This is a genomic window from Flavobacterium sedimenticola (genome assembly GCF_030053345.1).
Taxonomy (GTDB): domain Bacteria; phylum Bacteroidota; class Bacteroidia; order Flavobacteriales; family Flavobacteriaceae; genus Flavobacterium; species Flavobacterium sedimenticola.
The window spans coordinates 57,424-81,860 of the sequence record NZ_JASGBP010000009.1; the positions used below are offsets into that span (position 1 = coordinate 57,424).

General features: G+C 39.6%; 22 protein-coding genes. 11 read left to right on the forward strand and 11 right to left on the reverse strand.

The window, feature by feature from the left end; genetic code table 11:
- Positions 1 to 200 precede the first annotated feature (200 nt).
- The 7 genes from QHT84_RS12110 to QHT84_RS12140 all read left to right on the forward strand — a co-directional run bounded on the left by QHT84_RS12110 (position 201) and on the right by QHT84_RS12140 (position 7,940).
- The gene (locus QHT84_RS12110; protein WP_283239826.1) at positions 201 to 1,628 is read left to right on the forward strand and encodes an alpha/beta fold hydrolase; all 1,428 of its coding nucleotides are present in this window, start codon (positions 201 to 203) and stop codon (positions 1,626 to 1,628) included.
- 16 nt (positions 1,629 to 1,644) lie between these two features.
- Positions 1,645 to 2,511, forward strand: coding sequence for an alpha/beta fold hydrolase (locus QHT84_RS12115; RefSeq protein ID WP_283239827.1), 867 nt, complete (start codon positions 1,645 to 1,647; stop codon positions 2,509 to 2,511).
- A 76-nt stretch (positions 2,512 to 2,587) separates the two neighbouring features.
- Entirely contained in the window at positions 2,588 to 4,960 is a 2,373-nt protein-coding gene (locus tag QHT84_RS12120) for a TonB-dependent receptor (protein ID WP_283239828.1), read from the forward strand.
- Between the two features lie 2 nt (positions 4,961 to 4,962).
- A complete protein-coding gene (locus QHT84_RS12125) occupies positions 4,963 to 5,778 on the forward strand; it encodes a DUF4249 domain-containing protein (protein ID WP_283239829.1) in 816 nt (271 codons plus the stop codon).
- Positions 5,779 to 5,781: 3 nt separating this feature from the next.
- The gene (locus QHT84_RS12130; protein ID WP_283239830.1) at positions 5,782 to 6,237 is read left to right on the forward strand and encodes a hypothetical protein; all 456 of its coding nucleotides are present in this window, start codon (positions 5,782 to 5,784) and stop codon (positions 6,235 to 6,237) included.
- An 11-nt stretch (positions 6,238 to 6,248) separates the two neighbouring features.
- Positions 6,249 to 6,758, forward strand: a complete 510-nt coding sequence (locus tag QHT84_RS12135; protein ID WP_283239831.1) for a GNAT family N-acetyltransferase — start codon at positions 6,249 to 6,251, stop codon at positions 6,756 to 6,758.
- 150 nt (positions 6,759 to 6,908) lie between these two features.
- A complete protein-coding gene (locus QHT84_RS12140) occupies positions 6,909 to 7,940 on the forward strand; it encodes a T9SS type A sorting domain-containing protein (protein ID WP_283239832.1) in 1,032 nt (343 codons plus the stop codon).
- An 81-nt stretch (positions 7,941 to 8,021) separates the two neighbouring features.
- Here QHT84_RS12140 and QHT84_RS12145 read toward each other — a convergent pair whose 3' ends face one another.
- From QHT84_RS12145 to QHT84_RS12190, 10 genes are all read right to left on the reverse strand, one after another.
- On the reverse strand, positions 8,022 to 9,023 hold the full coding sequence (locus tag QHT84_RS12145; protein ID WP_321169620.1) for a zinc-dependent alcohol dehydrogenase family protein: 1,002 nt from the start codon (positions 9,021 to 9,023) through the stop codon (positions 8,022 to 8,024).
- 58 nt (positions 9,024 to 9,081) lie between these two features.
- Positions 9,082 to 9,477 (reverse strand): DoxX family protein, encoded by a 396-nt coding sequence (locus tag QHT84_RS12150; RefSeq protein WP_283239833.1) that lies wholly within the window; start codon positions 9,475 to 9,477, stop codon positions 9,082 to 9,084.
- 12 nt (positions 9,478 to 9,489) lie between these two features.
- Positions 9,490 to 10,734, reverse strand: a complete 1,245-nt coding sequence (locus QHT84_RS12155; protein ID WP_283239834.1) for a hypothetical protein — start codon at positions 10,732 to 10,734, stop codon at positions 9,490 to 9,492.
- A 24-nt stretch (positions 10,735 to 10,758) separates the two neighbouring features.
- Positions 10,759 to 10,971 (reverse strand): heavy-metal-associated domain-containing protein, encoded by a 213-nt coding sequence (locus QHT84_RS12160; protein WP_283239835.1) that lies wholly within the window; start codon positions 10,969 to 10,971, stop codon positions 10,759 to 10,761.
- A 95-nt stretch (positions 10,972 to 11,066) separates the two neighbouring features.
- A complete protein-coding gene (locus QHT84_RS12165; protein ID WP_283239836.1) occupies positions 11,067 to 13,481 on the reverse strand; it encodes a heavy metal translocating P-type ATPase in 2,415 nt (804 codons plus the stop codon).
- Positions 13,482 to 13,562: 81 nt separating this feature from the next.
- Entirely contained in the window at positions 13,563 to 14,120 is a 558-nt protein-coding gene (locus QHT84_RS12170) for a helix-turn-helix domain-containing protein (protein WP_283239837.1), read from the reverse strand.
- Positions 14,121 to 14,149: 29 nt separating this feature from the next.
- Entirely contained in the window at positions 14,150 to 14,491 is a 342-nt protein-coding gene (locus QHT84_RS12175; protein ID WP_283239838.1) for an acyltransferase family protein, read from the reverse strand.
- Positions 14,492 to 14,524: 33 nt separating this feature from the next.
- Positions 14,525 to 14,950, reverse strand: coding sequence for an NUDIX hydrolase (locus QHT84_RS12180; RefSeq protein ID WP_283239839.1), 426 nt, complete (start codon positions 14,948 to 14,950; stop codon positions 14,525 to 14,527).
- On the reverse strand, positions 14,925 to 15,368 hold the full coding sequence (locus tag QHT84_RS12185) for an SRPBCC domain-containing protein (RefSeq protein ID WP_283239840.1): 444 nt from the start codon (positions 15,366 to 15,368) through the stop codon (positions 14,925 to 14,927). Before QHT84_RS12185 ends, QHT84_RS12180 begins: the two co-directional genes overlap by 26 nt.
- Positions 15,365 to 17,008 (reverse strand): serine hydrolase domain-containing protein, encoded by a 1,644-nt coding sequence (locus QHT84_RS12190; protein WP_283239841.1) that lies wholly within the window; start codon positions 17,006 to 17,008, stop codon positions 15,365 to 15,367. Before QHT84_RS12190 ends, QHT84_RS12185 begins: the two co-directional genes overlap by 4 nt.
- Before the next feature lie 721 nt (positions 17,009 to 17,729).
- Between QHT84_RS12190 and QHT84_RS12195 the strand changes: the two genes are divergently transcribed.
- The 4 genes from QHT84_RS12195 to QHT84_RS12210 all read left to right on the forward strand — a co-directional run bounded on the left by QHT84_RS12195 (position 17,730) and on the right by QHT84_RS12210 (position 23,388).
- A complete protein-coding gene (locus QHT84_RS12195; protein WP_283239842.1) occupies positions 17,730 to 18,194 on the forward strand; it encodes a matrixin family metalloprotease in 465 nt (154 codons plus the stop codon).
- Between the two features lie 215 nt (positions 18,195 to 18,409).
- Positions 18,410 to 21,409 (forward strand): DEAD/DEAH box helicase, encoded by a 3,000-nt coding sequence (locus tag QHT84_RS12200; RefSeq protein ID WP_283239843.1) that lies wholly within the window; start codon positions 18,410 to 18,412, stop codon positions 21,407 to 21,409.
- 492 nt (positions 21,410 to 21,901) lie between these two features.
- Complete coding sequence (locus QHT84_RS12205) at positions 21,902 to 22,540, forward strand: type IV toxin-antitoxin system AbiEi family antitoxin domain-containing protein (protein WP_283239844.1); 639 nt, start codon at positions 21,902 to 21,904, stop codon at positions 22,538 to 22,540.
- Complete coding sequence (locus tag QHT84_RS12210; protein WP_283239845.1) at positions 22,537 to 23,388, forward strand: nucleotidyl transferase AbiEii/AbiGii toxin family protein; 852 nt, start codon at positions 22,537 to 22,539, stop codon at positions 23,386 to 23,388. Before QHT84_RS12205 ends, QHT84_RS12210 begins: the two co-directional genes overlap by 4 nt.
- A gap of 627 nt (positions 23,389 to 24,015) precedes the next feature.
- On the opposite strand, the gene QHT84_RS12215 is transcribed toward QHT84_RS12210, so the two are convergent.
- Positions 24,016 to 24,369 (reverse strand): HIRAN domain-containing protein, encoded by a 354-nt coding sequence (locus tag QHT84_RS12215; RefSeq protein WP_283239846.1) that lies wholly within the window; start codon positions 24,367 to 24,369, stop codon positions 24,016 to 24,018.
- Positions 24,370 to 24,437 lie beyond the last annotated feature (68 nt).

A 24,437-nucleotide genomic window follows, 5' to 3' on the forward strand; every position in this document is an offset into this window, starting at 1 on the left:
AAGTAATGGGCGTTTTGAACGCTTAAAAAAAAGAATGACGAACTATATGATTTTATTGACCAACGTTCCTTTTTTTATGCCAATTGCATTTTAAATTCTTTTTACAGCGGTTAATCATTTTTTTTAAAGCGTTAGTATAAATGATTTTAAGGGCTTGATTTCCTGAAATACTATTGCAGCATAATTCTAAATATAAAATTATGAAAATTTCATATTGGATGACACAAGCCCTGGTTTATCTCGTGCTGTTGATGAGTCAACACTTGACAGCTCATTCCAAAGGAGCTTATTTTTGGGTAGGAAAATTGGTATTATCCGAAGCGGTGCAATTGGATGTTGCGTTAGAGTATACGGCTTCGGGGACCCCCGTTACCGCTAAGTTTCACAGCGTTACGCAAAGTAGTTTTGATATTAAAGTCAGCCAGGTTTCCATCATCAATCAAGAAATCAGGTTTACCATTCCTTCTTTGATGGCAGCGTACCATGGTGTTTTTGTTAAGGATACCCTTATCAAAGGCGAATTAAAGCAAGGCAGCAATACGCCCTGGACGCTGAATTTCAATAAAGTTAATCGCTTTCCTTTTGCAAAACCATACAGACCCCAAGAACCTACAGGCATTCCTGCCTACTTTGAAAAAGAGGTTCGTTTTGAAAATGCAAAAGCCGGTATTACGTTGGCCGGAACGTTAACCCTGCCTAAAGGCAAAAATGATTTTCCAACAGTAGTATTATTAACCGGATCGGGGCCTAATGACAGAGACCATTCCATTTTCGGACATAAGAATTTTTTAGTCTTGGCCGATTTTCTCACTAAAGCCGGCATCGGCGTATTGCGGGTTGATGACAGAGGCGTAGGAGCATCGGGCGGTAGTTTTGCCTCAGCTTCTGTTTTAGATTTGGCCGATGATGCTTCGGCAGCAGTTGATTTCCTATCGGCTTATCCGGGTATTAATGCCCAAAAGATTGGATTAATAGGACACAGTTTGGGAGCCGAATTGGCCGCTGTAGTGGCCGCTAAAAACCGTAAAGTACACTTTATTGTAATGATGGCCGGCGGGGCGCAACCCTTATCCGAAGTCATTTTGGAACAAACCAAACTGATTTATAAAAATAAAGTGAGTACCGCTGCTTTAGATTTGAATACAGCTTTGTTGGAATTGCTGTTTCAATCGCTTCAAAACAACGACGATTTGGTGAGTGCCAAACTGCAGTTCACAGAAGGGTTGGAAAAATTAAACCCTAAGGCCGCCTTGTTAACCAAAGAAGAATTGCAAATACTCGAATTAGAGTCGCCCCTCACCACCAAAGGATTCAACCATTTTTTTACACCCAATTGGAAAATCGATTTGTTTTACGACTGTACGGTTGACCTGGCCAAAACCACGATACCGGTGTTGGCACTCAACGGCAACCTGGATACCCAAGTGGTTCCCGATAATTTAAAAATAATTGAAAAGGTACTCTCGGCGCGCTCCAACAGCAAGCATAAAACCATTTTGTATGACGGTTTGAATCACCTGTTTCAACCGGCGGATACCGGTTTGCCTGAAGAGTATAAAGACATTGAAATTACCATAGATGAAGCCGTAGTTTCAGATATGATTACCTGGATAAGAAATATTAATTAACAACATTGAACAGCAGATGAAGAAGACAATTGTAGCCGTAGGACAACGCCTGTTATGGGGTGTACTACTATTAGGCGCAGCAGCTTGCCATAACGAAGACGAAAATACAGTGCCGGTACAGGAGGAATGGGTCACCGTACAGGATTATGAGCTTTACACCAGAACCATTGGCACCGCAACGCCCCAAGTGGTTTTGATAACAGGCATTGGCGGCAGTACCGACGATTTTAAAAGCATAGAGCAACGTTTGGGGCGCTTTTGTACGGTAATTAATTATGACCGTGAGGGATTAGGACGTTCTGCGTGGCAAAACAAGCCCAAAGACAGTGAAACCATCGCCCGAGAGCTGAATGCCTTACTGGTTCAAAAGCACATTACAGCCCCTTTTATATTGGTGGCACACTCTATCGGCGGATTGCATGCCCGAACGTTTTTAGCCCTATATCCGGAGAAAGTGAGTGGTTTGGTTTTGATAGACCCGACTCCGGAGGACCTTACAGACACCTTAATAGGTCAATTACCGCCGGAATACCAACAGCCGGCAAGAGACGCCATGCAACAAGAGTTTAACCAACTGTTGGCCTCATTGCCTGAAGGAGGTGTTAAAGAAGAATACAAAGCCATTGAGGAGTGCTACACACAGGCCCGCGCCTTAACCAACAGCACCGCTGTACCGGTTCAAATTATCAGTAGTATGAAAGTTACCGATGGAGCGTCTGAAGCCTCTATTGCTACCGCCAAACAACTGCGGGATGCTTTGCTCAATGAGTTATGTACCGGTGCTCAAAAGCATACATTAACGTATAATTCGGGTCACTTTATTCAAAAAGAGGCTCCCCAACTGGTAGTCGATGCGATTCACTGGGTACTCAACAATCAATAATTTTTTCATGATGGGCCATACAGGGAGGGCACTTTGTAAAGTGTCATCCCGGTGATGGTTTTTAAAACAAAAACAAATGCGAGATATAATAACAATGCTGTGTATGCTGTTGGCTTTATTTTATATAAACAGCGTAGCGGGACAAGAAAAAAGAACCTTTAGTGGTACTTTAAAAGACAGCCAATCGAAGGAAACCCTTTTGTTTGCTACGATTGATTTGGGAAATGGGTATGCGGTTAATACCAATGAATATGGTTTCTTTTCCATATCCGTACCTCCGGGAAGCTATCCGGTAACGGTTTCTTATGTGGGCTATCAAACCCTGCATTTTGAAGTGAATTTGAATCGGGATGTGGTACAGACGATTGAATTAGCCAGAGCAGAAGAGGTTTTGCAAGAGGTAGTCATTCAAAACCATCGGTTGGCCACCCAACTTAAAAGACCGGAGATGAGTATTGCTAAAATGGATGCAGCCACTATAAAGAAAACGCCTGTGGTGTTTGGAGAGGTGGATGTTTTAAAAGCCATTTTGCAATTACCGGGGATCACCAATTCGGGCGAAGGAAGCTCGGGGTTTCACGTCAGAGGTGGATCTGTAGATCAAAATTTGGTGTTGTTGGATGAAGCTACCCTTTATAATTCGTCGCATTTATTCGGCTTTTTCTCGGTGCTCAATAACGATGCCGTAAAAGATATTAAACTATACAAAGGCGCCATACCGGCCCGATTTGGCGGTAGGGTATCATCGGTGATGGATATTTATCAAAAGGAAGGGAATGCCGAGTCTTTTCACCTAAACGGTGGGATAGGGGTCATCTCGAGCCGCCTTTTGGCAGAGGGGCCGATTGTAAGAGGTAAATCGAGTTTTTTATTAGGAGGTCGGGCCTCGTATGCCCATCTCTTTATGAACATGTCCGATACTAAAAACAGTGCCTATTTCTACGATTTGAATACAAAAGTAAGCCATCGTTTTAATGAAGCCAATACGTTGTATGCATCGGGTTATTTCGGCAGAGACTATTTTGCCATCGGGGATGATTTTAAAAATACGTATGGGAATGCCTTATTGAATTTGCGTTGGAATCATTTGTTTTCCGACCGATTGTTTTCGAACCTATCGGTTAATTACAGCGATTACTACTACGGCCTGGAAATTCCGATGGCGGCCTTTGCGTGGCAATCGGGAATATCGAACCTGAATGTGAAGTACGATTTTAAATACTATGCTACCGAGCAATTCAAATTCAATTTCGGAATAAATAAAATAAACTACCGGTTTGACCCCGGTGAGATTAAGCCTACCACAGAGGATTCGGGGGTAAATTACAAGCAATTGCAAAAGAAAAATGCGACAGAGGTTGCGGCTTATTTTGACACAGAACAAAAGTTAACCAATCGTTTGCAATTACACTATGGCTTTAGGCTTAGTTACTTTCAGCGTTTTGGAAAGCAAACCGTAAATACGTACCAGGATAACCTGGCCGTGTTGTATGATGCGGTTTATGACATTTATTATAAAGCCACCCCCATTGGGACCAAAATCTATGGCCGCCATGAAAAAATTATCGACTTTTTTAACTGGGAACCCCGTGCTGCTTTGAGCTATACGTGGGGCGAACAGGCCGTTAAATTGGGGTATAACCGTATGGCGCAGTACGTTCATTTGCTTTCCAATACGCTTACCCCAACACCTTTGGATATTTGGACACCAAGCGACCGCTTTATCAAGCCTCAGTTGGCCGACCAGTTTACACTGGGGTATTATACTACCCTCAAGGAGGAGCGCTACAGTGTAGAGGTGGAGGCCTATTTTAAGCAGGTTAAAAATAGAATGAATTATATTGACGGGGCCGATTTGATTGCCAATGAAGCCATTGAACAGGTGCTCCTCAACGGCGAGGAGCGTGCCTACGGGGTGGAATTTTTAGGGCGTAAAAATACCGGAAAATTAACCGGTTGGCTTTCGTATACGTTATCCAAGGCCGAGCAGCGAACGCCCGGAAGAACCCCTTTGGAGCCCGGTATTAATAATGGAAAATGGTACAATGCCAATCACGACCGAACCCATAATTTGGCGGTAACGGCTAACTATGAGCTATCCCGCCGCTGGTCGTTGGGTTCTAATTTTACCTTTCAAACCGGAAGGGCTACTACCCAGCCCAATGGCTATTACGAATACCTCGGCATCAATGTACCGAGTTATGAGGCCCGTAACGCCGCTCGATTGCCTCACTACCACCGATTGGATTTGGCCGCTACCTACACCCCAAAACCCGATAGTAAAAAGCGCTTTACCAGTGAATGGGTGTTTAGTATATACAATGTGTACAATCAAATGAATGCCAACTCCATCAATTTCCGTCAAAATGCGGATACCGGTGTTAATGAATCGATACAGTTGTCCATTTTCGGAATGGTCCCTTCGGTGACCTATAATTTTAAATTTTAATCATGAAAAAGTTTGTTTTAAAAACAGTTGTGCTCCTGCTGTGTTGTGGTTTTTACAGTTGTGAAAAAGAGGTTATTGTTGATTTGGAAGCTTCCAAACCACGCTTAGTTATCAATGCCCCCTTGGTATGGGCCAAAGGGACCGCAGGCAATGAACAGTCCATTCAATTAAGTTTGACAGCCTCATACTATGAGCCGAGTGTCCCTAAAGTAACCAATGCGACCGTATTAGTAACCGACGAACAGGGGGGCAGTTATGCCTTTTTACAAGAGGGTACACCGGGCACCTATGTGTGTCACAACTTTGTACCGGTGCTCCATCGAAAGTATTTCCTGGAGGTACAGTACAACGGAGCAGTATACCAAGGTGAAGAAATTTTGTACCCGGTAGTCGATTTTGATTCGACCTCGCAAACCAACGATGGCGGGATAAACGGTGATGAGGTGACGGTGAAGGCTTTTTTTACCGATCCTTTGGCCGAGGACAACTATTACCTATCTAAAAAAGTAGCTCCGACCCAAGTGATACCCGAATATTCGAGTTTTACGGATACTTTTTTTGAGGGCAATCAAGTTTTTGATGCCTTTGGTGATGCCGATTTAGCACCGGCCGATGCCGTGACCTTTACGCTATATGGCATATCAAAACGGCATCATGAATACCTGGTTAAACTACTGAATGCCGCGGGAGCTAATCCGTTTCAACCAATACCCGGGGTGGTCAAAGGGAATATGCTGAATGTGACCCAAGCACAAAATTACCCTTTGGGCTATTTTAGTCTCTCGCAAACCGCCACCATTACGCATACGGTAGAATAGGTTATGGATGTTAATGAAAATATTGCCCTGGTTGTTATTGAATTACAGGAAATTCAAGACCCTATTAAAGAGAATATAGGCATTTTAACGCGTTTGTGGCAACAGCATGGGTACACTATAGTTCGCCTTCACAAAGAACCGGAACCCCCTATGGGGGGCACCCTCTTAGAGAATCAAACCCCTTTAAGGCCCAACATAGCCGAGAAAAGCCTTGAACACTTGATACAGCAAAAAAGAACAGCACACCATTTTTCGCGTATGGTAATTGTAGGCGTGGCCGAAGACCGTATTTTGGAGTTGGTGTGGCGCTTTGCGCAAGCGAATGCCTTGTTGGTGTATCAGGTTACCGATGCGCTCTACAGTACAAAGGAGCAAGAAGACTTCTTGCGGGGTGTTTTTAAAAATGTGACCACATCCCAAATACTAACCCTTAGTAAGGGGATACGAGACAAAAAGTAATACACCAAATCATGCGTACCGCTGCTATAGTTTTACACCCTTTTTTGAAAGCCGATTATGCGGTTTTGATTTCCTGGATTGACAGCCCGCGTGTGTTGCTGGAGTTTGCGGGTCCTCATTTTACGTATCCGCTTACCGCAGCCCAACTCGATTTGAATGTGAGCGATACCCGGCGGCATCCCTTTATGGCGGTCGATTCTCATACCGGGGAGAAGGTTGGCTATGCCGAATGCTATTTCCTTGACCAGAGTACCGTGAAGGTGGCCCGTGTTTTTATAGCAGCCCGGTACCGGGGCATGGGCAACGGAACAGCACTGCTGCAAAGCCTATTGCAATTTGCCTGTACCCAATGCAATGCTAAGAGGGTGGTGCTAAATGTTTTTGAGCACAATAAAGCCGCTATGACCTGCTACACCAAGCTGGGTTTTGTGATGCAGCCCAACGTTTTTAAAAGGGTTGATTTTGAAGGCGAAACGTGGCGGTCTGTGGGAATGATGCTACCCCTAAAGTCCCCGGAATGACCTTAGGACGGTGTTGGGTGGGAACAGGTCCGGGGGAACATAATGATTGGTAAAAAAAAAAATCTGTATAGTATATGGAGCCGAACCATCTAAACGGGGCGTAATCGAAAAGCCAAGAGAGTAGAGTTTATTAATTAATTTATTTATTTTATGTTTAAAAAAATTACCCTAAGTCTTTGCTGTTTGGTAGTACATACCTTAACCGCGCAAACCAACAACTGCAGTACCAATCCTTTGGCGTTGCAGTACTATACCGAAGACATTCGGTCGCTGGCTCATGAGTATATGTGGCAAACGCAGCAGGATACTACCGCCATCCAAATTCCGCAGCAGCATTTTGATTTTATTGCGTCAAAACTATCTGCCGTTATGGAATTGAATACGGCGGAGACCGATTCTGTTTTTAACAAGTACTGTGTGCATGACGTACGCGAAATTCCCGAGTTAAAACAATTTATTGTTTTTATAGACAGTACCCAAACCTGGACCCACGCTTGGATGAATGAATTGCAAATTACCGGGAATCCTACTATTGACAATTTTATGAGTGCTCATAATTTTACGGTTATTGATCATGTCGAATTGCCGTATGAGTCGTCTTACGGAAGACACTATGTTACCATAGCGTCCCCAATCGTGGTTAATGCCCGAGGCGTTGTTAATTGGTTTAAGGCGCAAGAAGGTGTTTTGACCGCTGAGCAAAATATTACCTACGGAGGAGCCGGACGGTTGTTTTTTTACCAAGACGGCAATCAGTCTTACCTTTCTTTTATTCACGAATGGTCGGATTGCGGTGATGGTTGCGACAATATGATTCAGTGGATTTATGCGGTTGATCAAAATTGTAGTGCCTCTTTGTTTAATCGTTCCGAATTTCATGTTTGGGACACTTGGCCGGAGGCGCCCGAAACCAATTGCAATATTGCATTGGGCACCCCCGACACTGCTACCGTTCCTTCTTTGGCATTGTATCCGAATCCGGTATATGATGTAGCGACTTTGGAGGTAACCGCCGATTTGGTGGGCACCACGGTAACGGTACACAATACATTGGGACAAACAATCAAAACTTTACCGATAAACAACACAACAGTTACGGTTGACCTTAGTAGCCTACCGGCCGGCGTATATTATCTTTCGACCGATAATAGATCCCGGACGGTTACGTTAGTAAAGCGTTAGTTAGGTTTTGAAAGGAGCTGCCCCGCGAGGGGCAGTTTTTGTTTACAAGCCAAAGTTAGTTGATTACATGCAATAATACTTTTATTGGAATTGTGTCAAAACAATTTTTCCATTCCTGTGCGTTTTATAGTCTTGTAAGGCGGATTGGATTTTTTTTGCATTATATTTTTTTACAGCCGGCATTATAAAATTGGGTTTCCCTATGGTTGTTGTTAAAAAAGAATGCATTTTTAACAACTCCTTTGTTGTTAAAGTATTTAGCCAGTAGTCTACTCCAAATCCTTTGATGGTTATGTTTTTAAAAATAATTTCCGAATTGTGAAAGGACACTTTCTCATTACTTAATAAGCCATAAGTTATCATCATCCCTCCTGGTTTTAGGGTATTTAATAATATATTTGTGATATCACCGCCTACAGCATCCACAATGGAATTAATTCCTTCTGCATTGGTGAGTTTTACTATTCTGTCTGCTAAGTCTTTAGAGTTGCTCTCTAAAACAGCTTTAGCGCCTAATTTTTTTAGATATTCGTCATCATTTTGACTCCAACTTCTAACTACCAAAATGGTGTTTATCTTTTTTAATTGAGCTAATTGAACTATTATTTGAGCAATAGCTGAGTTTCCGGCTGTTACGACTAACCAATCATTTCGCTTCAGTTTTGTTTCTTTTAAAAGCGCGTAGGCAGTAATGGGGTTTAACGCCATTTGACAGGCTTTTTCAAGAGGGAAATCCCCCGGTAATTCAATAATTTTGTCAAGTGGTAAAATAACATATTCTGCCCAAGCACCTTTGTGTCGGAAAGCCACTAATTGCCCTTTGGCGCGTGCTACACCAGGACCTACTTTATCTATAATACCGGTACCTTCCAAGCCTGCTGTTTGCGGAAAAACTGGTTTTTGACGGTATGTTCCTTGAATGAATAATAGGTCGGCCGGATTGATTGGACTTGCCCTAACTTTTATCCTGATTTCGTTGGGTCCGGGTTCAGGAATGCTGATTTTGGTTAGTTGTAAAACAGTATCGGGTGTACCGGTTTCTGAAAACTGTAAAGCATTCATGCTGTTTTGATTGTTTGACATATTAATTTAATTATTTAGTAAAAAAACAAAAGGCTGCATCTCTGATACAGCCTTAATTTTAGTTGCTTTTTGTGATTTTTTGGTCAGCCACTGCTAATCCTAATAATCCACCAATTATCGCTATGTTTTGAATAAAATCAAGGAAGGCGGCTTGAAACATCATACCATCCATATTCCAAAAAGTATGCATGGAAACGGTGACCACCAAAAGGAATATTGCAAGTATCAAGGAGGTCCATTTTACTTTTTGGTTAACTAATAATAATAATGCACCTACAATTTCTATAAAGGTTGCCATTCCTAATAAAATTGTTACCATAGGTATTCCTTTTGAAGCCATCCATGCTGCAGGACCTTCCCAGGCCATTATTTTATGTAATCCGGCAATTAAGAAAGTGATTCCCATTAGTGCACGTGCCACTGTAAAAATGGTGTTTGTTTTTGAATTTTTCATAGTGATTTATATTTAAAAGATAAAATTTGCTCCTAACGCCAACTGATTAGCGCTGGTATTTTTAATAGTAGTCATTCCATTTGAGACAACATTCCATTTGGTTTCTGCTCTAAACCATTCCAAAGCCAGACTTAATGGTCCTAAGTCATATTTAATCATGGGGACATAAATTTGGTTTTTGAGCCTTGAATTGCCTTGAATTGCTTCAACAACATCCCTGTCATTAGGATTATCATACCCATACATAAACCAGGTACTTAATCTTTTGTTGAATTTGTAACCGATTTGACCCCAAGCCCCATTGCCTTGAATATCTCCGAATTGCAACAGATTACCCCAAGATTGTGCTATGGCTTGTCCCCAATAGCTATTGGCTTGAAGCGAAAACTTTTCATAAGTTACTTTGGTTCCAATTTGAACGGCTCTTCCTCTTAAGGTACTGTATGTTTCGGTAGCTACATTATAAATTTCTTTTTCATCATAATGTGCTACAGCGTTGATTTCCCATTTGATTTTTTTAGTATTATTCTCCAGAAAAAGACCAACCTCTGATTGTGGTATTCCAATTTCACCTGCATCTCTACCGCCAGGTTCCCCGGCACCACCCGTCCAACTGCCTCTAAAGACTGCGGCATCTAAACGCCATTTTGTATTGGCATTTTTTCTGTTTAGGTTTTGATAAAGAAAGAGTCCCGGATTTCTAAAGCCAATGCCGCCCGCGGCGCCATAGCCCATAGCAAAATGAGTAACTGAAACAGGAAAATTGGCAACCATAGGAGTCCAAGCTTGTCCAATACGAATTCGTGTACTGTTTTTATATAGTTCAACATATCCGATTCTTAGACGCGGGGTAGGATTTTCGTCCGCAAATCCGCCTTGACCAGCCATCCCACCTAAAAAATCCAGTTCAACTCTACCGGTTGCGGTCCAGTTATCCGGTAAATTAAATGCGGTTGCTTTTAAAATAATCCATGTTTTTCTCAAATCACCGCCAAATTGGTTTTGTTTTTCTTTGGGCTGGATTGGATTGGCCCACATGGTTATGGCACCATCACCCATACCAAAAGTGCCGTCTTGATAAAAACCGGAAGCCGTGATGATACCATTCAAACTCGTTTTAATTATCGGATTATCATTATTTCGTAATGCAGTGGAGTCTGGCGCTTTGATTACCGGGAAATTAAGATCTATTTGAGCAAGACTTCTGCTACTCAATAATAGTATCAATATGGTCTTTACAATAGTTTTAGTTTTCATATTGCTTCTATTTAGATTATACTTTTAATTTAAGCTTTCTACTTTGAAACCGGAACTTTTTAGGTCGTTTACTAATTTTTCTGTGTTTAGGTTTGTTGTTGGAACTGTTAAAATCTTGTCTTTATGACGGATATTAACTTCCCATTGATTTTCACCGATTACTTCATTTAATATAGGAGTTATTTTAGTTACACATCCCATACAATTAATGTTGGTTTTAAATTGCTTTGTTTTCATTGTGTTTATTTTTTAATTATTACTGGTACAAAGTTCTGACAGGTCTGTCGTGTTTTTATTGTGATACTTCTTTTGTGATTTGTAACTTTTACAGATTACTTTTTCAATTTTAACCACAAGCTGTTTGCCACCACACTTACTGAACTTAGTGCCATAGCAGCCCCTGCTATCATAGGATTGAGTAAGAAGCCATTAATAGGATAGAGTATCCCGGCAGCTATAGGGATACCGATGATGTTATAAATAAAAGCCCAAAATAAGTTTTGGTGTATTGTTTTTACAGTTTGCTTTGATACCATGATGGCTTGCGAAACTTTAGTCAAATCCGAGTTAATTATGGTCATGTGGGCTACATCCATAGCAATATCAGAACCTTTGCCCATGGCAATACTTACATTGGCTTGAGCTAAGGCGGCACTATCGTTGATACCGTCACCCACCATGGCAACGATTTTGCCTTTTTCTTGCCAGGCCTTCACTACATTTAGTTTTTCTTCGGGCATGACACCCGAAAGGAAGTGCTTAATTCCTACCGCTTTAGCAACGGTAACAGCAGTGTTTTCATGATCCCCCGTTAGCATTATGGTTTCTATGCCCATAGCTTGTAATTGGGCAATGGCTTCTACGGATGAGGCTTTGATTTTGTCTGCTACAGCTAAAGCCGCAATTACTTGATTTTCATTTGCGAAATAGATAATTGTATGGGATTTAGTTTCCTCTTGGGCGGTAAATTTTTCTATAGCTTCCGAAAAGTCAAGGCTATTCATCCTCATCAACTTTTTATTTCCAATGAAATACGTATGCTCATTTACCACTGCTTTAACCCCCAAACCTGTTATTTCATGAAAATCTGAAACGACTTGCATTTTACCTTGTGAAAACCCTTTAACGATAGCGTTGGCTAATGGGTGTTGCGAATGCGATTCTATACTGAATAATATATCTTTTAGAATTGGTGTTTCTTGTTCCCAATATTGATTTACCAGTGATGGTTTGCCTTCGGTGATGGTTCCTGTTTTATCTAAAATGACAAGATCGATTTTCTTTGCCAACTCCAAGCTTTCAGCATCCTTTATTAATATTCCATTTTCGGCAGCTTTTCCCACGCCTACCATAATGGCTGTTGGTGTCGCTAATCCTAAAGCACATGGACAAGCAATAACTAAAACGGTAACCATCGCTAATAGTCCTTGTGTGATGCCGTTTTCACCTCCTAATACAATCCACGCCAAAAATGTTAAAAGAGCAAAGCCAATAACCACGGGTACAAAAAATCCGGCCACTTTATCTACTAGTTTTTGTACCGGTGCCTTGCTCCCTTGAGCGTTTTGAACCATGTTTATGATTTGTGCTAACAATGTATCACTTCCAATTTTTACTGCGGTGTAATGCAAAGACCCTTTTTGATTGATGGTGCCGGCATAAACCATTTCACCTTCACTTTTTAAAACAGGTACAGGCTCCCCTGAAATCATGCTTTCATCTACATAAGAATTACCGGCAATTACTTTGCCATCAACGGCTATTTTTTCACCGGGTTTTGCCAGTAATAAATCACCTGTTATGATTGTATCAATAGCAACTTCTGATTGGCTTTTGTCCGCATTAATTTTAGTTACTGTTTTGGGTTGTAATCCTATTAATTTTTTGAGGGCAGTTGCCGTATTGCCTTTGGCTTTTTCCTCTAAAAGTTTTCCAAGAAGAATAAATGTGATTACCACCGCAGCAGCTTCAAAATAAACATGTGCGTGTAGCCCTCTGTTATGCCAAAACTCGGGAAGCAGGGTGTTAAAAACACTAAACACATAAGCAATACCTGTGCTCAAAGCCACCAAGGTGTCCATGTTTGCCGTTTTGTGCTTTGTTTGTTTCCAAGCATTGATAAAAAAGCTTCTTCCATAAAATAACAATACCGGGGTTGAGAAAGCCCACATTATTTCATTGGCGTAAGGCATATCCATAAAAAACATTCCTATTATAAAAACCGGAAGCGTAAAGAGGGTAGCGCCCCAAGTGCGTTTTCTTAATTTTTGGTAATGATTGTTTTTTTGGTTTTCAACTTCTTGTTGGGTATCAAGATTTTTATCAATTAGTATGTCGTAGCCTATACTTTGTATGGCTTTCTTAAAGTTTTCCGGCTTTGCCACCCCCGGCAAAAATTCGATACTTGCCGTACTATTGGCATAATTAACCTCAGCTTTGATTACACCGGGTTCAAAACTTAAAATGCTTTCTACACTTACTGCACAAGAAGCACAGGTCATTCCTGTAATGGGGTAGTTTTTCTTTAAAGTAGTGACTTGGTATCCCAAGTCTTTAATAGTGGAGACTAAAACCGCATACTTAAATTTTGATTCGTCCAGTTCAATTTTGGCTAAACTATTGTTTAACTCTACCTGATGACCGACAACACCCTCCAATTTGTCAATGGCGTTGTCGACAATTAGTGCGCAATGTTCACTGTGAACATTTTCTAACCCTACTTTAATTGTTTTTACTGTAGTTTCCATATTTCTAATTTTTGATAGGACAAAGTTCTATTATAATGAGAAATAATGGATTACACTTTTTTGCGGTTAAAGTTGTAACTTTTACAGATGGTCTAAAGGTTTTCTTTTGCTCTCTCTGATCTTCTTAAAATGCGAGGGGGTCAACCCGGTAACTTTTTTGAATTGATTACTCAAATAGGCAACACTACTGTAGCCCAATTGATCGGCAATTTGTTGCAGTGATAACTCATCATACACGATAAGTTCTTTTACTTTTTCAATTTTTTGTGTAATTACATATTTTTCAATAGTCGTTCCCTCTACCTCTGAGAAAACATTACTGATGTAGTTGTATTCGTAAGGTAATTCGCGACTCAGATAATCGGACATGGTAAATTTTTGAAGTTCCGGATCAAAATGAACGTAAGAAATAATTAAACTTTTAATTTTTTCAATTAATTGTTTCTTCTTGTCATCCATCAACTCGAATCCGATGGCATTTAGTTTGGCAGACAATTCATTTAATTTCTTTTCAACAATGGGCTCGGAAGAGATTTCCCCTAGAGTAATACTATAGTAATTGATATCCAGTTCTTTTACAATATTCTCCACCGCCATGACGCATCGTTGGCATACCATGTTTTTAATATAATATTTCATAACAATAAGCTCTAATTTTTTTTATTTCGTTATACAATTGTATTTATGGTTCTGTTTTTCTTTAAGAAATATGTCAGTCCCGCCGCTGATATGATGCCTAAGCGACGGAATCGGTCTTTAAGAAATACGGCCGTACTTTTTCGAGATACGGAAAAATACATGAAGTAACCGGAGACAAAAAAGAAAAACCCCATCATATAAGCGGCATTGATAAAAAAGAACGAGGACAACCACTCCAATTTAGGGGAATCTTCCAAGAGCCATACCCCGCCGGTGTTTCCATAGGCTTGTCCGGCATGATGCGCCACCACCAAAAAGGTAATGGCTATTTTGTTGTTGTCAATGTAGTTGATGCGCGCTTTGTTTTCCATAATGCGACTACTTTAATTCTAAAATTAGTGAATTTACTTTAACAATTTCAGCCATTCCATAATTTTAATAACGCCTTCTACTTGTTGGGGTTCTTTGCGGTAAGCGTGGTAGTCAAAATATTTTATTGCTGCTATTTCTGCCAAGGGTTGTATGGGTTGCTGCAAATTATGCATAAAACAATCTTGTATCATTATGACATTTTCTTCGCCAAAAGCCCTTGCTTTGATGGTTGTTAAAAAGTGCAGTTCACTTGGTTGGAGGGTTAAGTTTAACTCTTCCTTACTCTCCCTGATTAGCGCCTCAACAGCGGTCTCGTTCAACTCAATTTTACCGCCCGGTAAGTACCAGGCTTTTTTATTTTTACTAAAGGTTAGTAATACTTTATTGTTTTTGATTACGACTAAACCTGAAGTTCGCAGTGTTTTAAGACCGTTATGATTGGGTGTGTCTGCTTTCACTTTCTATTTTTAAAGCTTTATTCATTCTTTCAAATCCTATTTTTGTTTGGTTAAGTACCCCGGCCAAAAACCCTACTAAGACACCGCTAAAGTGTTCTCCTTGGTGAATTGCAGTAGTGTTTTGGTCAATACGTTCCAGATTAAAATAGTGTTCACCATCAAAGATTCCTCTTATCCCAAGCTTTCCTTTCCAACGAAATTCGTTATAGGGGATGTGGGATAGCACAACGGGTTTGAATGTCATTTTTTTTCCATCAGGTGTTGTTATGGTTACGGTGAGCGTTGTCCCTACTTCGGGTTTACCGTTAATTTCTTTGATGAAAGGATTCCATTTCGAATGGCTTTCAAAATCCATCAAAGTGTCCCAAACTTTTTCTATTGGGGCATTTATAATGCAGTGTGTTTTAATTGATTTCATAAAATGCTCTTTTTAGCTATTATTTTTTGACCATTTTGTACTATTGTTACTGCAGTCACATTGTTGTTTTCATTTTTATCAAATATAAACTCAACTCCGACTGTTTTATTAAAAAAATGGGTTTCATCGCTGGCCCATAATTCTAAGGCCGATTGCCCCGGGAAGTTTACAATTAAACTTTTGTTTATTGCAGTCAGTGTAAAGGTAAGTGATGGCGGAATTTTGTATTCTCCGACCAATCTTTGTAGCTGCTCTTCGTTCAGTGTTATCGTTTTGGTTTGGTCTTTTTTTGTTTTTTTCCATCCTGTTTTGGTCACCATCCGATTTTTCAGCAAAGCTTTTACCATAGTTTTTTCGGTGCTGAATTCTATTTTAGCTTCTGCTATTCCTTCAAAATAAAATTCGTTGTCGGAAACCGGAATTAAAGCAATTTTATCTCTCCCCGGTATTTGACTGTAAAGTATGTTGTTCTCCAAAAGGATGCTTCTGGTGATGCCGTCTTCAAACTCATAGTTGCCTACCCAACTTCTTCCTTTTTTTGGGCTAAGCTTTATGGGTTGTATTGCTTTTTGGTATTGGTTGGTAGCCAAAGCCGCTAATTTAACGGTAAGAGCTTCCGGATTGTAAAGGTCATAATTGGTGAGCACTATAATTAAAATACCTTCTGTTGGCAGGTACATGGCATAGGTAAGGAAACCAAATATTCCGCCTCCATGCTCTACCGTCTGAAGCCCGTTAATTTCATTAATAAACCATCCGTATCCGTAATAGGTGGGTTCCCCTGTATTGGTTTTGTAATTAGTGGTTGCTAATGCGAGGGATTTTGGTGTAATTACTTTGTGGTTGTATAGTGCGGTATACCATTTAAGCAGGTCATGCGTTGTACTCATTAGAGCTCCGGCCGCATGGGTTTGTGAAAATGTAACATACTCTGCATTGATATACTCTTTGTTTTTTTGATACCCATGAGCCCTGTTTTTGATTAGTTTGCTTCTGCTCCCAAAATAGGTGTCTTTCATTTCCAGGGGATCAAAAATATTTTTTTGAAGATAGTTTGCATAAGACTCACCGGAAATCTTTTCAATTAGGGCACCCAATATTATATAGCCGGAGTTGCAATAGCTAAATTTTTCTCCCGGTTGAAACGCCAGAGGTTTATTGATAAAAAGGTCGATTGTTTTTGATAGTGGTAAATCCAATCGCCATACATCAGACCAACTGTCTTCACTGGTGAAGTTATTTAATCCCGAGGTATGGTTTAACAGGTGATGAATAGTGATGTCTTTACAATGATTAGGAAAATCGGGAAAATATTTTATTATGGGATCGTTAAGCTGAATTTTATGCTGTTCTACCAGTTGTAATAGGGCTACAGCGGTAAATTGTTTTGTGATTGACCCGATTTCAAATACCATATCGGTTTTCATGGGAACATTGAGCTCTATTTGGGCTAACCCAAATGCTTTTTCATACGTTATTTTTCCTTTCTCAGCTATTAAAACGACACCACCGGGTGGGTTGTTTTGAAAGACTTCCTTTGCTATATTATCGTATACATCATACTTAGCTTGACTTTTTACGGGACTGTGAACAATTACGATACCCACTAACAGGGCTTTTTTTAGAAACTTTTTTATCATGATTACCAATGTAATAAGTTGTTACTGAAGGTTTACGAGGCAAAATTATTTTACCATTTCATAATCCGAAAAAGTTTTACACCAACTAAGCTGTTTTAATGACGAACTGCTGTTTTTAAACGGTTTATCATTTTATATAATCAAAAATGAGGCAACAAGCGCTTACACAGATAGGGCCTGCATTTAAGTTTGCTTTTAATGGGTTCTCGATACAATTTTCACTTCGTGAAAATCACTCGAACTGACAGGTTCTCGATACAATTTTCACTTCGTGAAAATCACTCGAACTGACGGCTACAGTGAACAACGTTTCCCTGAGTATTTTGGCGAAGCCAAAATATATCGAAGGGTCGAACTGACGTCCTTCACTTTTTTAAACGAACAGCAGCGTCACTTCGAGTGATTTATAGCTACAAAAATGCCAATTTTTGTAGCTATAATTCGTATCGAGAAGTACGCCCTACATGCTACTCGAACTGACGCGGGTTTCACCCCAACAACGGCATAGTTTGTGTGGGTTAGGGGCAAACACACCTTTATGAGGGTTACAAGAAAACAACTCCTGTTCGCGCTATTTTTATTAGTGGTTGCCACTGTGCTTACCGTTTCCATTTTGGCAAAACCTCATCCTTATCCTCAACCTCAATCTCATCCTCAACCTCAACCTCATCCTCAAAAGGTAATCTATATACAGCCTTTAGGTAACGTGCCCCCGGAATATTTGACTTTTCTCCAACAATCGGTTCATAGTTTTTATGGGTATCAATGTGTGGTCAAACCTGCCGTTCCTTTAACGCCAAATCTGCTGGCCGCCAGCCAAACCCGTTACGAAGCGAGCAAAATACTCCTTAAATATAACAGCCGGCAAAACCTGTTGCTGGTTACCACCCAAGACATCGCGCACCGCAAGAGCGCCACCCAACCTGAATACGGTATTTTTGGGTTGGACTATCGCCCGGGGACAACCTGTGTGGTATCTACCTTTCGATTGCAGCGGCATGTAAGTCGCGCCAAAATGTTGGAGCGCTTAGAAAAAGTAGCCCTGCACGAAATAGGGCACAACTTAGGCTTACCGCATTGCACCCTCAACAAACACTGCATGATGCAAGCCGCTCAAGGCACCATCAAGCAAGTAGATTTGGAGAAAGTGTGGTTTTGTGAGGCGTGTAGGGCGAAGTTGAGATGAATAAATTTACATTTAGAATATGAGTGACACCCCAAAAAAATCTCCGAATTTACCCTTTCTCCATATCAAATCACTACCACATTGCGGACATTTATGGTCTAGAATTGAGTTTTTCCGTTTTTCAATTCCTAGCTAAAATAATAGGTAAACTTACTATATTTGATAATACTTAATAAATTGTCTCTATATCCAAAAGGTATAGCAAACGTATTGACATGAACCATAAGAATATTACAGTTGCCATTGGAGAAGCCATAAGGGGAGGTAAATACCTAAGCATAACCTATAAAAATAAAGAAGAAAAGGTTAACCATTTTTGGATTTCCGTCTTAGATATAACAGGCAATGATAAGATAGTGGTTGACATGTTCAATGTCATGAAAGACGAGCCATTATTCAAAAAGACTATTTCAATTTCCGGCATCCAATCCGCTGAAATACTCAAGTTTTCCCATTACGATGTGCCACCTACGTTAATTCAAAAATTAGAAGAAGATGAGAGTTTAGAAGTTTATGAATTTGACAGATACAACAATAATATATTGAATTATTATTTAGAATGTCATAAAGCCAATAACGACCCATTTCTTCACAAAACACATTTGATACCTGAAATTGATTTGCAAGAGCTTCAGGAACAAAACCCTTACCAACTATCAAATGAGCAACAAAAACAAATAATCAAAGAAATATACCATAACGATTACAACAAGTATTATGATTATAAACTCGCCCTAAGTGAGTTTTCTATTGATCTAGACTCCAGAGGCAAGTTTGTTGTGGCCTATCGCGAACTGACTTACGACCCGGTTAAGAAAACGATGCTGATAGGGAAAGCTCCCCAGTTCAATCCCAATTTTTACATTAAAGACGTCAAACATTCCTTGTCTTATTATACCGATTTCAGTCCTTCTGATTTTGAAGAAGAGTATATAAAAGACAAGACCGAGCTTATAAATCTATTATCGGATAATTTCAAATTAGGTGAACAACCCAATACCAGACCCGAAATTGTGGTATTAGGCTATTCCAAAATTGATTTAGCGCCCATTTTTGAAGGCATAAATGCCGAACACGAAAATCAAACAATGGAAATTCCGTTAAAAGCATTTTTTAAAAATTCCTCACTATTAGACCGTAAAAACAGAGCAGAACCTCATATTGTTTTGTATGACAATAATGTGAATATCGATCAGTTGCGAACCATTTATAATTCTTTGAAATATCCCGTAACCTATGTGCAGGGACCACCGGGTACCGGAAAAACACAAACCATTTTAAATATAGTGGTAAACTGTCTGACCAATAACAAAACCGTGCTCATCTCTTCCAATAACAATATTCCTATTGATGGGATTAAGGAAAAATTGAATTTGGGAACGTATAACAATAAAGAGATTTTAGTGCCTTTTATTCGCTTAGGGAACAGACAATGCACCCTAGAAGCCCTAAAGACCATTAAAAAATTGTATGAATACAAAACCAACGATGTACCAAAAGAAGCGCTTTTACACAGTCTAAAGGAAAACTCCCGAGAGAAAAACAAACAATTGCTACTTAAATTACAGCATTACGAAGAACGGGCCGATTTAGAACAAAATTTAGGGTTTATTGAAGGATTGCTTTCCAAAGGTAAGTACTGGTTATTGGAGCAGGAGCGGGACAAACTAGTTAACAAAATCAATTCGATACCGATAACCACTGATGAGGATGTAAAAGGTATCTTCGAAATCATTAAGGACAATTATAAATTACTACAGTTTTTTTATTTCGAGTCCTTAAAATACATCAAACGATTAAAAGGGAAAGAGTACCTGGAACTAATTGAAATAGTAAATATTCTGGATGAGAGCGAGCAAGTAAAAGAGTTCAATACTTGGATGAGTAATGATAAAAACCTGGAAAAGTTCACCAAAGTATTCCCTATTATTCTCACTACTAATATTTCTTGCCGACGGTTAGGACAACGCTTTAAGTTTGATTTGTTGACCATGGATGAAGCCGGGCAATGCGAAATCCCCACCAGTTTGATTCCCATCTCCAAATGTAAAAACATGGTCTTGATTGGTGATACCAACCAGTTAAAGCCTATTATTGTTTTTGACAAAGAGAAGAATATAAAGCTAATGAACCAGTTTCAAATCAGTGACGAGTATGATTATTACAACAACTCCATACTTTCTGCCTATAAAAAAATAGATACCATTTCGCGAGAAATTCTCTTGAGTTACCATTACCGTTGCGGGAAGAAAATTATTGATTATTCCAACAAACGTTTTTACGATAAACGATTAAACTTAAAAGCGGTGGGAACGGATGGTAATGTAAAGTTACTCGCGGTAACCAATGCCAATCAAAAAAATAAGAATGGACAATTGGAGGAGGCGATGGCTATTGTAGAGTACATTAAAGACAACTACTTATCCGATGTTTTTATTTTAACGCCCTTCAGGAATCAGGAAGAAGTTATCAATCATTATTTGAATGAAGCCAAAAAAGCAGGAGCCATCGACAATGCTGTAAGTTGTGGAACCATACACAAAGTGCAAGGACAAGAAAACAAAACCATCATCATCTCCACAGCCTTGTCTACCAAAACTTCACCCAAAACCTATGATTGGATTAAAAACAACAGCGAACTATTAAACGTTGGTGTCACCAGAGCCAAAGAAAATTTAATTGTAGTAACCGACTTTGACGCTATAAAAACCTTATCCCAAAAAGACGACGATTTATATGCCTTGATTGCTTATGCCTATCATAATGGCACTACTGAAATCGCCCAAAGTGAAGTCAATAAGCTGACCATTGGATTTTCAAACAATTCCAAGTTCGAAGATGAGTTCTATAAAACCATGCAACATTACTGCTCGTTAAAAGAAACCCGATTCCGAAGAAATGTAAAAGTTGTTGAAGTATTTCAGGAAGAGCGTGACAATCCGTTAGTAAACAAAAAAGAGTTTGATGGCGTTCTTTTTGAAAACAATGAGCCCAGAGTCATCTTTGAAATCAACGGCGCAGAGCATTACCACAATAAAAAGACTATGAAATCCGATACTGTAAAAATGAATTTAGTTCGTAGTAAAAACTTGGAAATACTTTTAATACCTAATCAATACGTTAAGCATTATGAATTTATAAGGGAATTGATCAATAAGTTTAATGGGGATGTGTACCAAAGAACACTTTTTGATAATTATGATGTTATGGTTTAGCAATGACATAAAGTTTAACTTTAGCTCAATTTTTCACACTATTGTCACCCTGAGCTTGTCTAAGGGCTGAGCTGAGCCTGCACTGAGCGCAGTCGAAGGGTCGAAGGGCCTCTCTACCACCAAACCCAATCAATAACTCTACTGTCACCCTGAGCTTGTCGAAGGGCTGAGCTGAGCCTGCTCTGAACCGAGTTTACCCTGAGCGAGTTTACCCTGAGCCGAGTTTACCCTGAGCGAGTTTACCCTGAGCGAGTTTACCCTGAGCCTGCCGAAGGGAAGGGAAGGGAAGGAATAAGAAGTCTCGACGGTTAGACCCAGCACGAAATACAATTATCAGTATAATATGTAAAAAATAAACCATACAATCGGATTTTTTTAGATTATCTGTATTTATTTTTGCATAAATTAAAATAAATATGTATTTTTGAGAATACATAATCGGATATATTTCGATTATTAGATGATAATTTTACATAATTAATTATAGTGGGCATGGATATTAAGCAACAATTATCAGAATACCGAGGGCAACTGATTACGCATCAGATGCTGGTAGCTTTATTAAAGGAATACAGTCGACCTAATGATAAAATAAAGATGTTGAAGGATGAAGGCATACTGCAATCCGTTAAACGTGGTTTTTACATAGCCGGCAGTGCCACAAATATTGCAAGACCTGAGCGGACTTTAATCGCGAACCACCTCTACGGCCCCAGTTATGTGTCTATGGAAGCAGCACTGATGCACTACGGACTAATACCGGAACGCGTTTATGGCATAACATCTATGACTACTAAGTCCTCTAAATCGTTCAGAACCCCTTTGGGGCTTTATACCTATACCTCACTTCCTTTGCCTTATTATTCCTTTGGATTGGAGACAGCTATAGTAAATACCAACCAGCAGGTAATAATGGCAACTCCTGAAAAAGCACTAGCTGACAAGATTGCCACAACACCGGGTATCATACTACGCAGTATGAGTAGCACAAAGAATTACCTTACGGAGGATTTAAGAATAGAATTATCTGATCTGAAAAATTTTGATACCACCGCCATGACCACATGGTTACCGCATGCACCTAAGAAAGACAGCCTCGAAATACTAATAAAAACAATACACAAATTATGATTAAAGAATGGCTAAACAGTTATAACCCTCAAAATAAGGAAGAGGCAGTACATGCCCTGCGTGAGATTATGCAGGAAATTGCGCTGGCTGGGCTTTACCGAGCCGGTTTTTTTGAAAAAGCTGCCTTTTATGGAGGAACGGCTCTAAGAATATTTTACGGACTGGATCGCTTTTCTGAAGACCTTGATTTTTCATTATTGGTACCCGACTCTAATTTTTCTCTCCAAAAATACCAAGAGGGTATTGTTACTGAATTTGCAGCACTTGGCATGCAGGTAAGCGTTTCAGAAAAGCAAAAAGCGGTAGAAAGTAATATCAATTCGGCTTTCTTAAAATCACAAACCATTTGGCGTGAGCTTATTTTGGAGGGGATTATACCACAAAACGGTATTGACCATATTGCCAATGTTAAAATTAAAATTGAAGTCGACAGAGAGCCGCCATTGGGATTTGCCACTGAAGAGAAACTATTGCTAAAACCTTTTTCATTCTACGTAAAGTGCTTCGTGCTGCCGGACCTTTTTGCAGGTAAGATGCATGCATTATTGTTCCGAAAATGGAAAAATAATGTTAAGGGACGTGACTGGTATGATATGGAATGGTATATTAAGAAAGGTACTCCGCTTGATCTCAATCATTTTTTATTACGGGCGCAGGACAGCAAAGACTGGGTTAAGGAAACAATAAGTGAAGCAGAATTCAGAGAACTACTGTCGGCTAAAATTGACATGGTGAATTTTAACTATGTCAAAGCTGATGCGTCGCGATTTATTAAAGACGTTTCCATTTTAGATATTTGGTCACCAAAGTATTTTCATGACCTTTCACAACACCTAAAAATTCAATAAGAATAGTATATTAAGTTTATATAAACAGCATACAAAGTCGAAAAGCAAAGCGGTATTGTAAAATAGTGCGTATTACAATATGCAATAGTGTTGCTTTTTTGATTGTTTAAGTACTATAAAGAATGACTTTTTGCATCCATATAAAATATGCTAAACACAATCGAAAGTAAATTTTCAATAAAACGGCCTTCGTTTTATTTTCGAAAGTAAAAATTACCCTCACTAACCACAAAACCCAATCGTCAACTCCATTGTCACCCTGAGCTTGTCGAAGGGCTGAGCTGAGCCTGCCCTGAGCGCAGTCGAAGGGTCGAATAACTAAGCCTAGTTTACCCTGAGCTGAGTTTACCCTGAGCTGAGTTTACCCTGAGCTGAGTTTACCCTGAGCTTGCCGAAGGGAAGGGAAGGGAAGGGAAGGAAAGGGTCGAAGGGCACCCGCAACCTTAGCTTCTTTGTGAGTCAATTACAAATCAATTACACCTATCATCCTGAGCATACCAAAAAATCAAGGGACCTAATTAACCACAAAACAAAACTAAGACTTTCAGTACCTAAGTGCCTTAACAAAGCAACTCACAATCTAGTGTATATTGTTAGACTTAGCTGAGTTTACCCTGAACCTCTTTGTTAAATCGTTGATTTCAAATGAACAATAACACCAACCTGATTTTCCGGATGAGCACAAGGGTCAATTCGCTGAATTCTTGTTTCTAAACCTGTGAATTTTACTTTTAATAATTTAAAAATTATTCTGTTCTCATTACGTGGAATGAAACCTAACTTGAATTCATTAAAGTAAATTGCAACGGCTCGAGCATCAAATTTATTATCAGTGTCGATTTTTAATTGAAGAATAGTTCCAATTTTCAGTTTTTCAAAGGCTTCCGGTCCATCATAATAAGTAAACCCGGCAATGTCAAAATGACAAAGATGCTCTTTCTCAGGTCTACTCTTTTTTTCTTGTTCTGTTTGAAGTGTCATTTTAGTAGTTTTAATTAACACAACAAAATTCAGAACGGACTGTGCAAAATAAGTACACAGGTGTTTTG

Coding starts and splice junctions, on each gene's coding strand:
- QHT84_RS12135 (WP_283239831.1), top strand. CDS start 6,249: ATGCGTACCGCTGCTATAGTTTTACACCCTTTTTTGAAAGCCGATTAT.
- QHT84_RS12130 (WP_283239830.1), top strand. CDS start 5,782: ATGGATGTTAATGAAAATATTGCCCTGGTTGTTATTGAATTACAGGAA.
- QHT84_RS12145 (WP_321169620.1), bottom strand. CDS start 9,023: ATGTCAAACAATCAAAACAGCATGAATGCTTTACAGTTTTCAGAAACC.
- QHT84_RS12160 (WP_283239835.1), bottom strand. CDS start 10,971: ATGAAAACAAAGCAATTTAAAACCAACATTAATTGTATGGGATGTGTA.
- QHT84_RS12140 (WP_283239832.1), top strand. CDS start 6,909: ATGTTTAAAAAAATTACCCTAAGTCTTTGCTGTTTGGTAGTACATACC.
- QHT84_RS12200 (WP_283239843.1), top strand. CDS start 18,410: ATGAACCATAAGAATATTACAGTTGCCATTGGAGAAGCCATAAGGGGA.
- QHT84_RS12110 (WP_283239826.1), top strand. CDS start 201: ATGAAAATTTCATATTGGATGACACAAGCCCTGGTTTATCTCGTGCTG.
- QHT84_RS12150 (WP_283239833.1), bottom strand. CDS start 9,477: ATGAAAAATTCAAAAACAAACACCATTTTTACAGTGGCACGTGCACTA.
- QHT84_RS12205 (WP_283239844.1), top strand. CDS start 21,902: ATGGATATTAAGCAACAATTATCAGAATACCGAGGGCAACTGATTACG.
- QHT84_RS12125 (WP_283239829.1), top strand. CDS start 4,963: ATGAAAAAGTTTGTTTTAAAAACAGTTGTGCTCCTGCTGTGTTGTGGT.
- QHT84_RS12215 (WP_283239846.1), bottom strand. CDS start 24,369: ATGACACTTCAAACAGAACAAGAAAAAAAGAGTAGACCTGAGAAAGAG.
- QHT84_RS12170 (WP_283239837.1), bottom strand. CDS start 14,120: ATGAAATATTATATTAAAAACATGGTATGCCAACGATGCGTCATGGCG.
- QHT84_RS12115 (WP_283239827.1), top strand. CDS start 1,645: ATGAAGAAGACAATTGTAGCCGTAGGACAACGCCTGTTATGGGGTGTA.
- QHT84_RS12190 (WP_283239841.1), bottom strand. CDS start 17,008: ATGATAAAAAAGTTTCTAAAAAAAGCCCTGTTAGTGGGTATCGTAATT.
- QHT84_RS12175 (WP_283239838.1), bottom strand. CDS start 14,491: ATGGAAAACAAAGCGCGCATCAACTACATTGACAACAACAAAATAGCC.
- QHT84_RS12155 (WP_283239834.1), bottom strand. CDS start 10,734: ATGAAAACTAAAACTATTGTAAAGACCATATTGATACTATTATTGAGT.
- QHT84_RS12120 (WP_283239828.1), top strand. CDS start 2,588: ATGCGAGATATAATAACAATGCTGTGTATGCTGTTGGCTTTATTTTAT.
- QHT84_RS12185 (WP_283239840.1), bottom strand. CDS start 15,368: ATGAAATCAATTAAAACACACTGCATTATAAATGCCCCAATAGAAAAA.
- QHT84_RS12210 (WP_283239845.1), top strand. CDS start 22,537: ATGATTAAAGAATGGCTAAACAGTTATAACCCTCAAAATAAGGAAGAG.
- QHT84_RS12165 (WP_283239836.1), bottom strand. CDS start 13,481: ATGGAAACTACAGTAAAAACAATTAAAGTAGGGTTAGAAAATGTTCAC.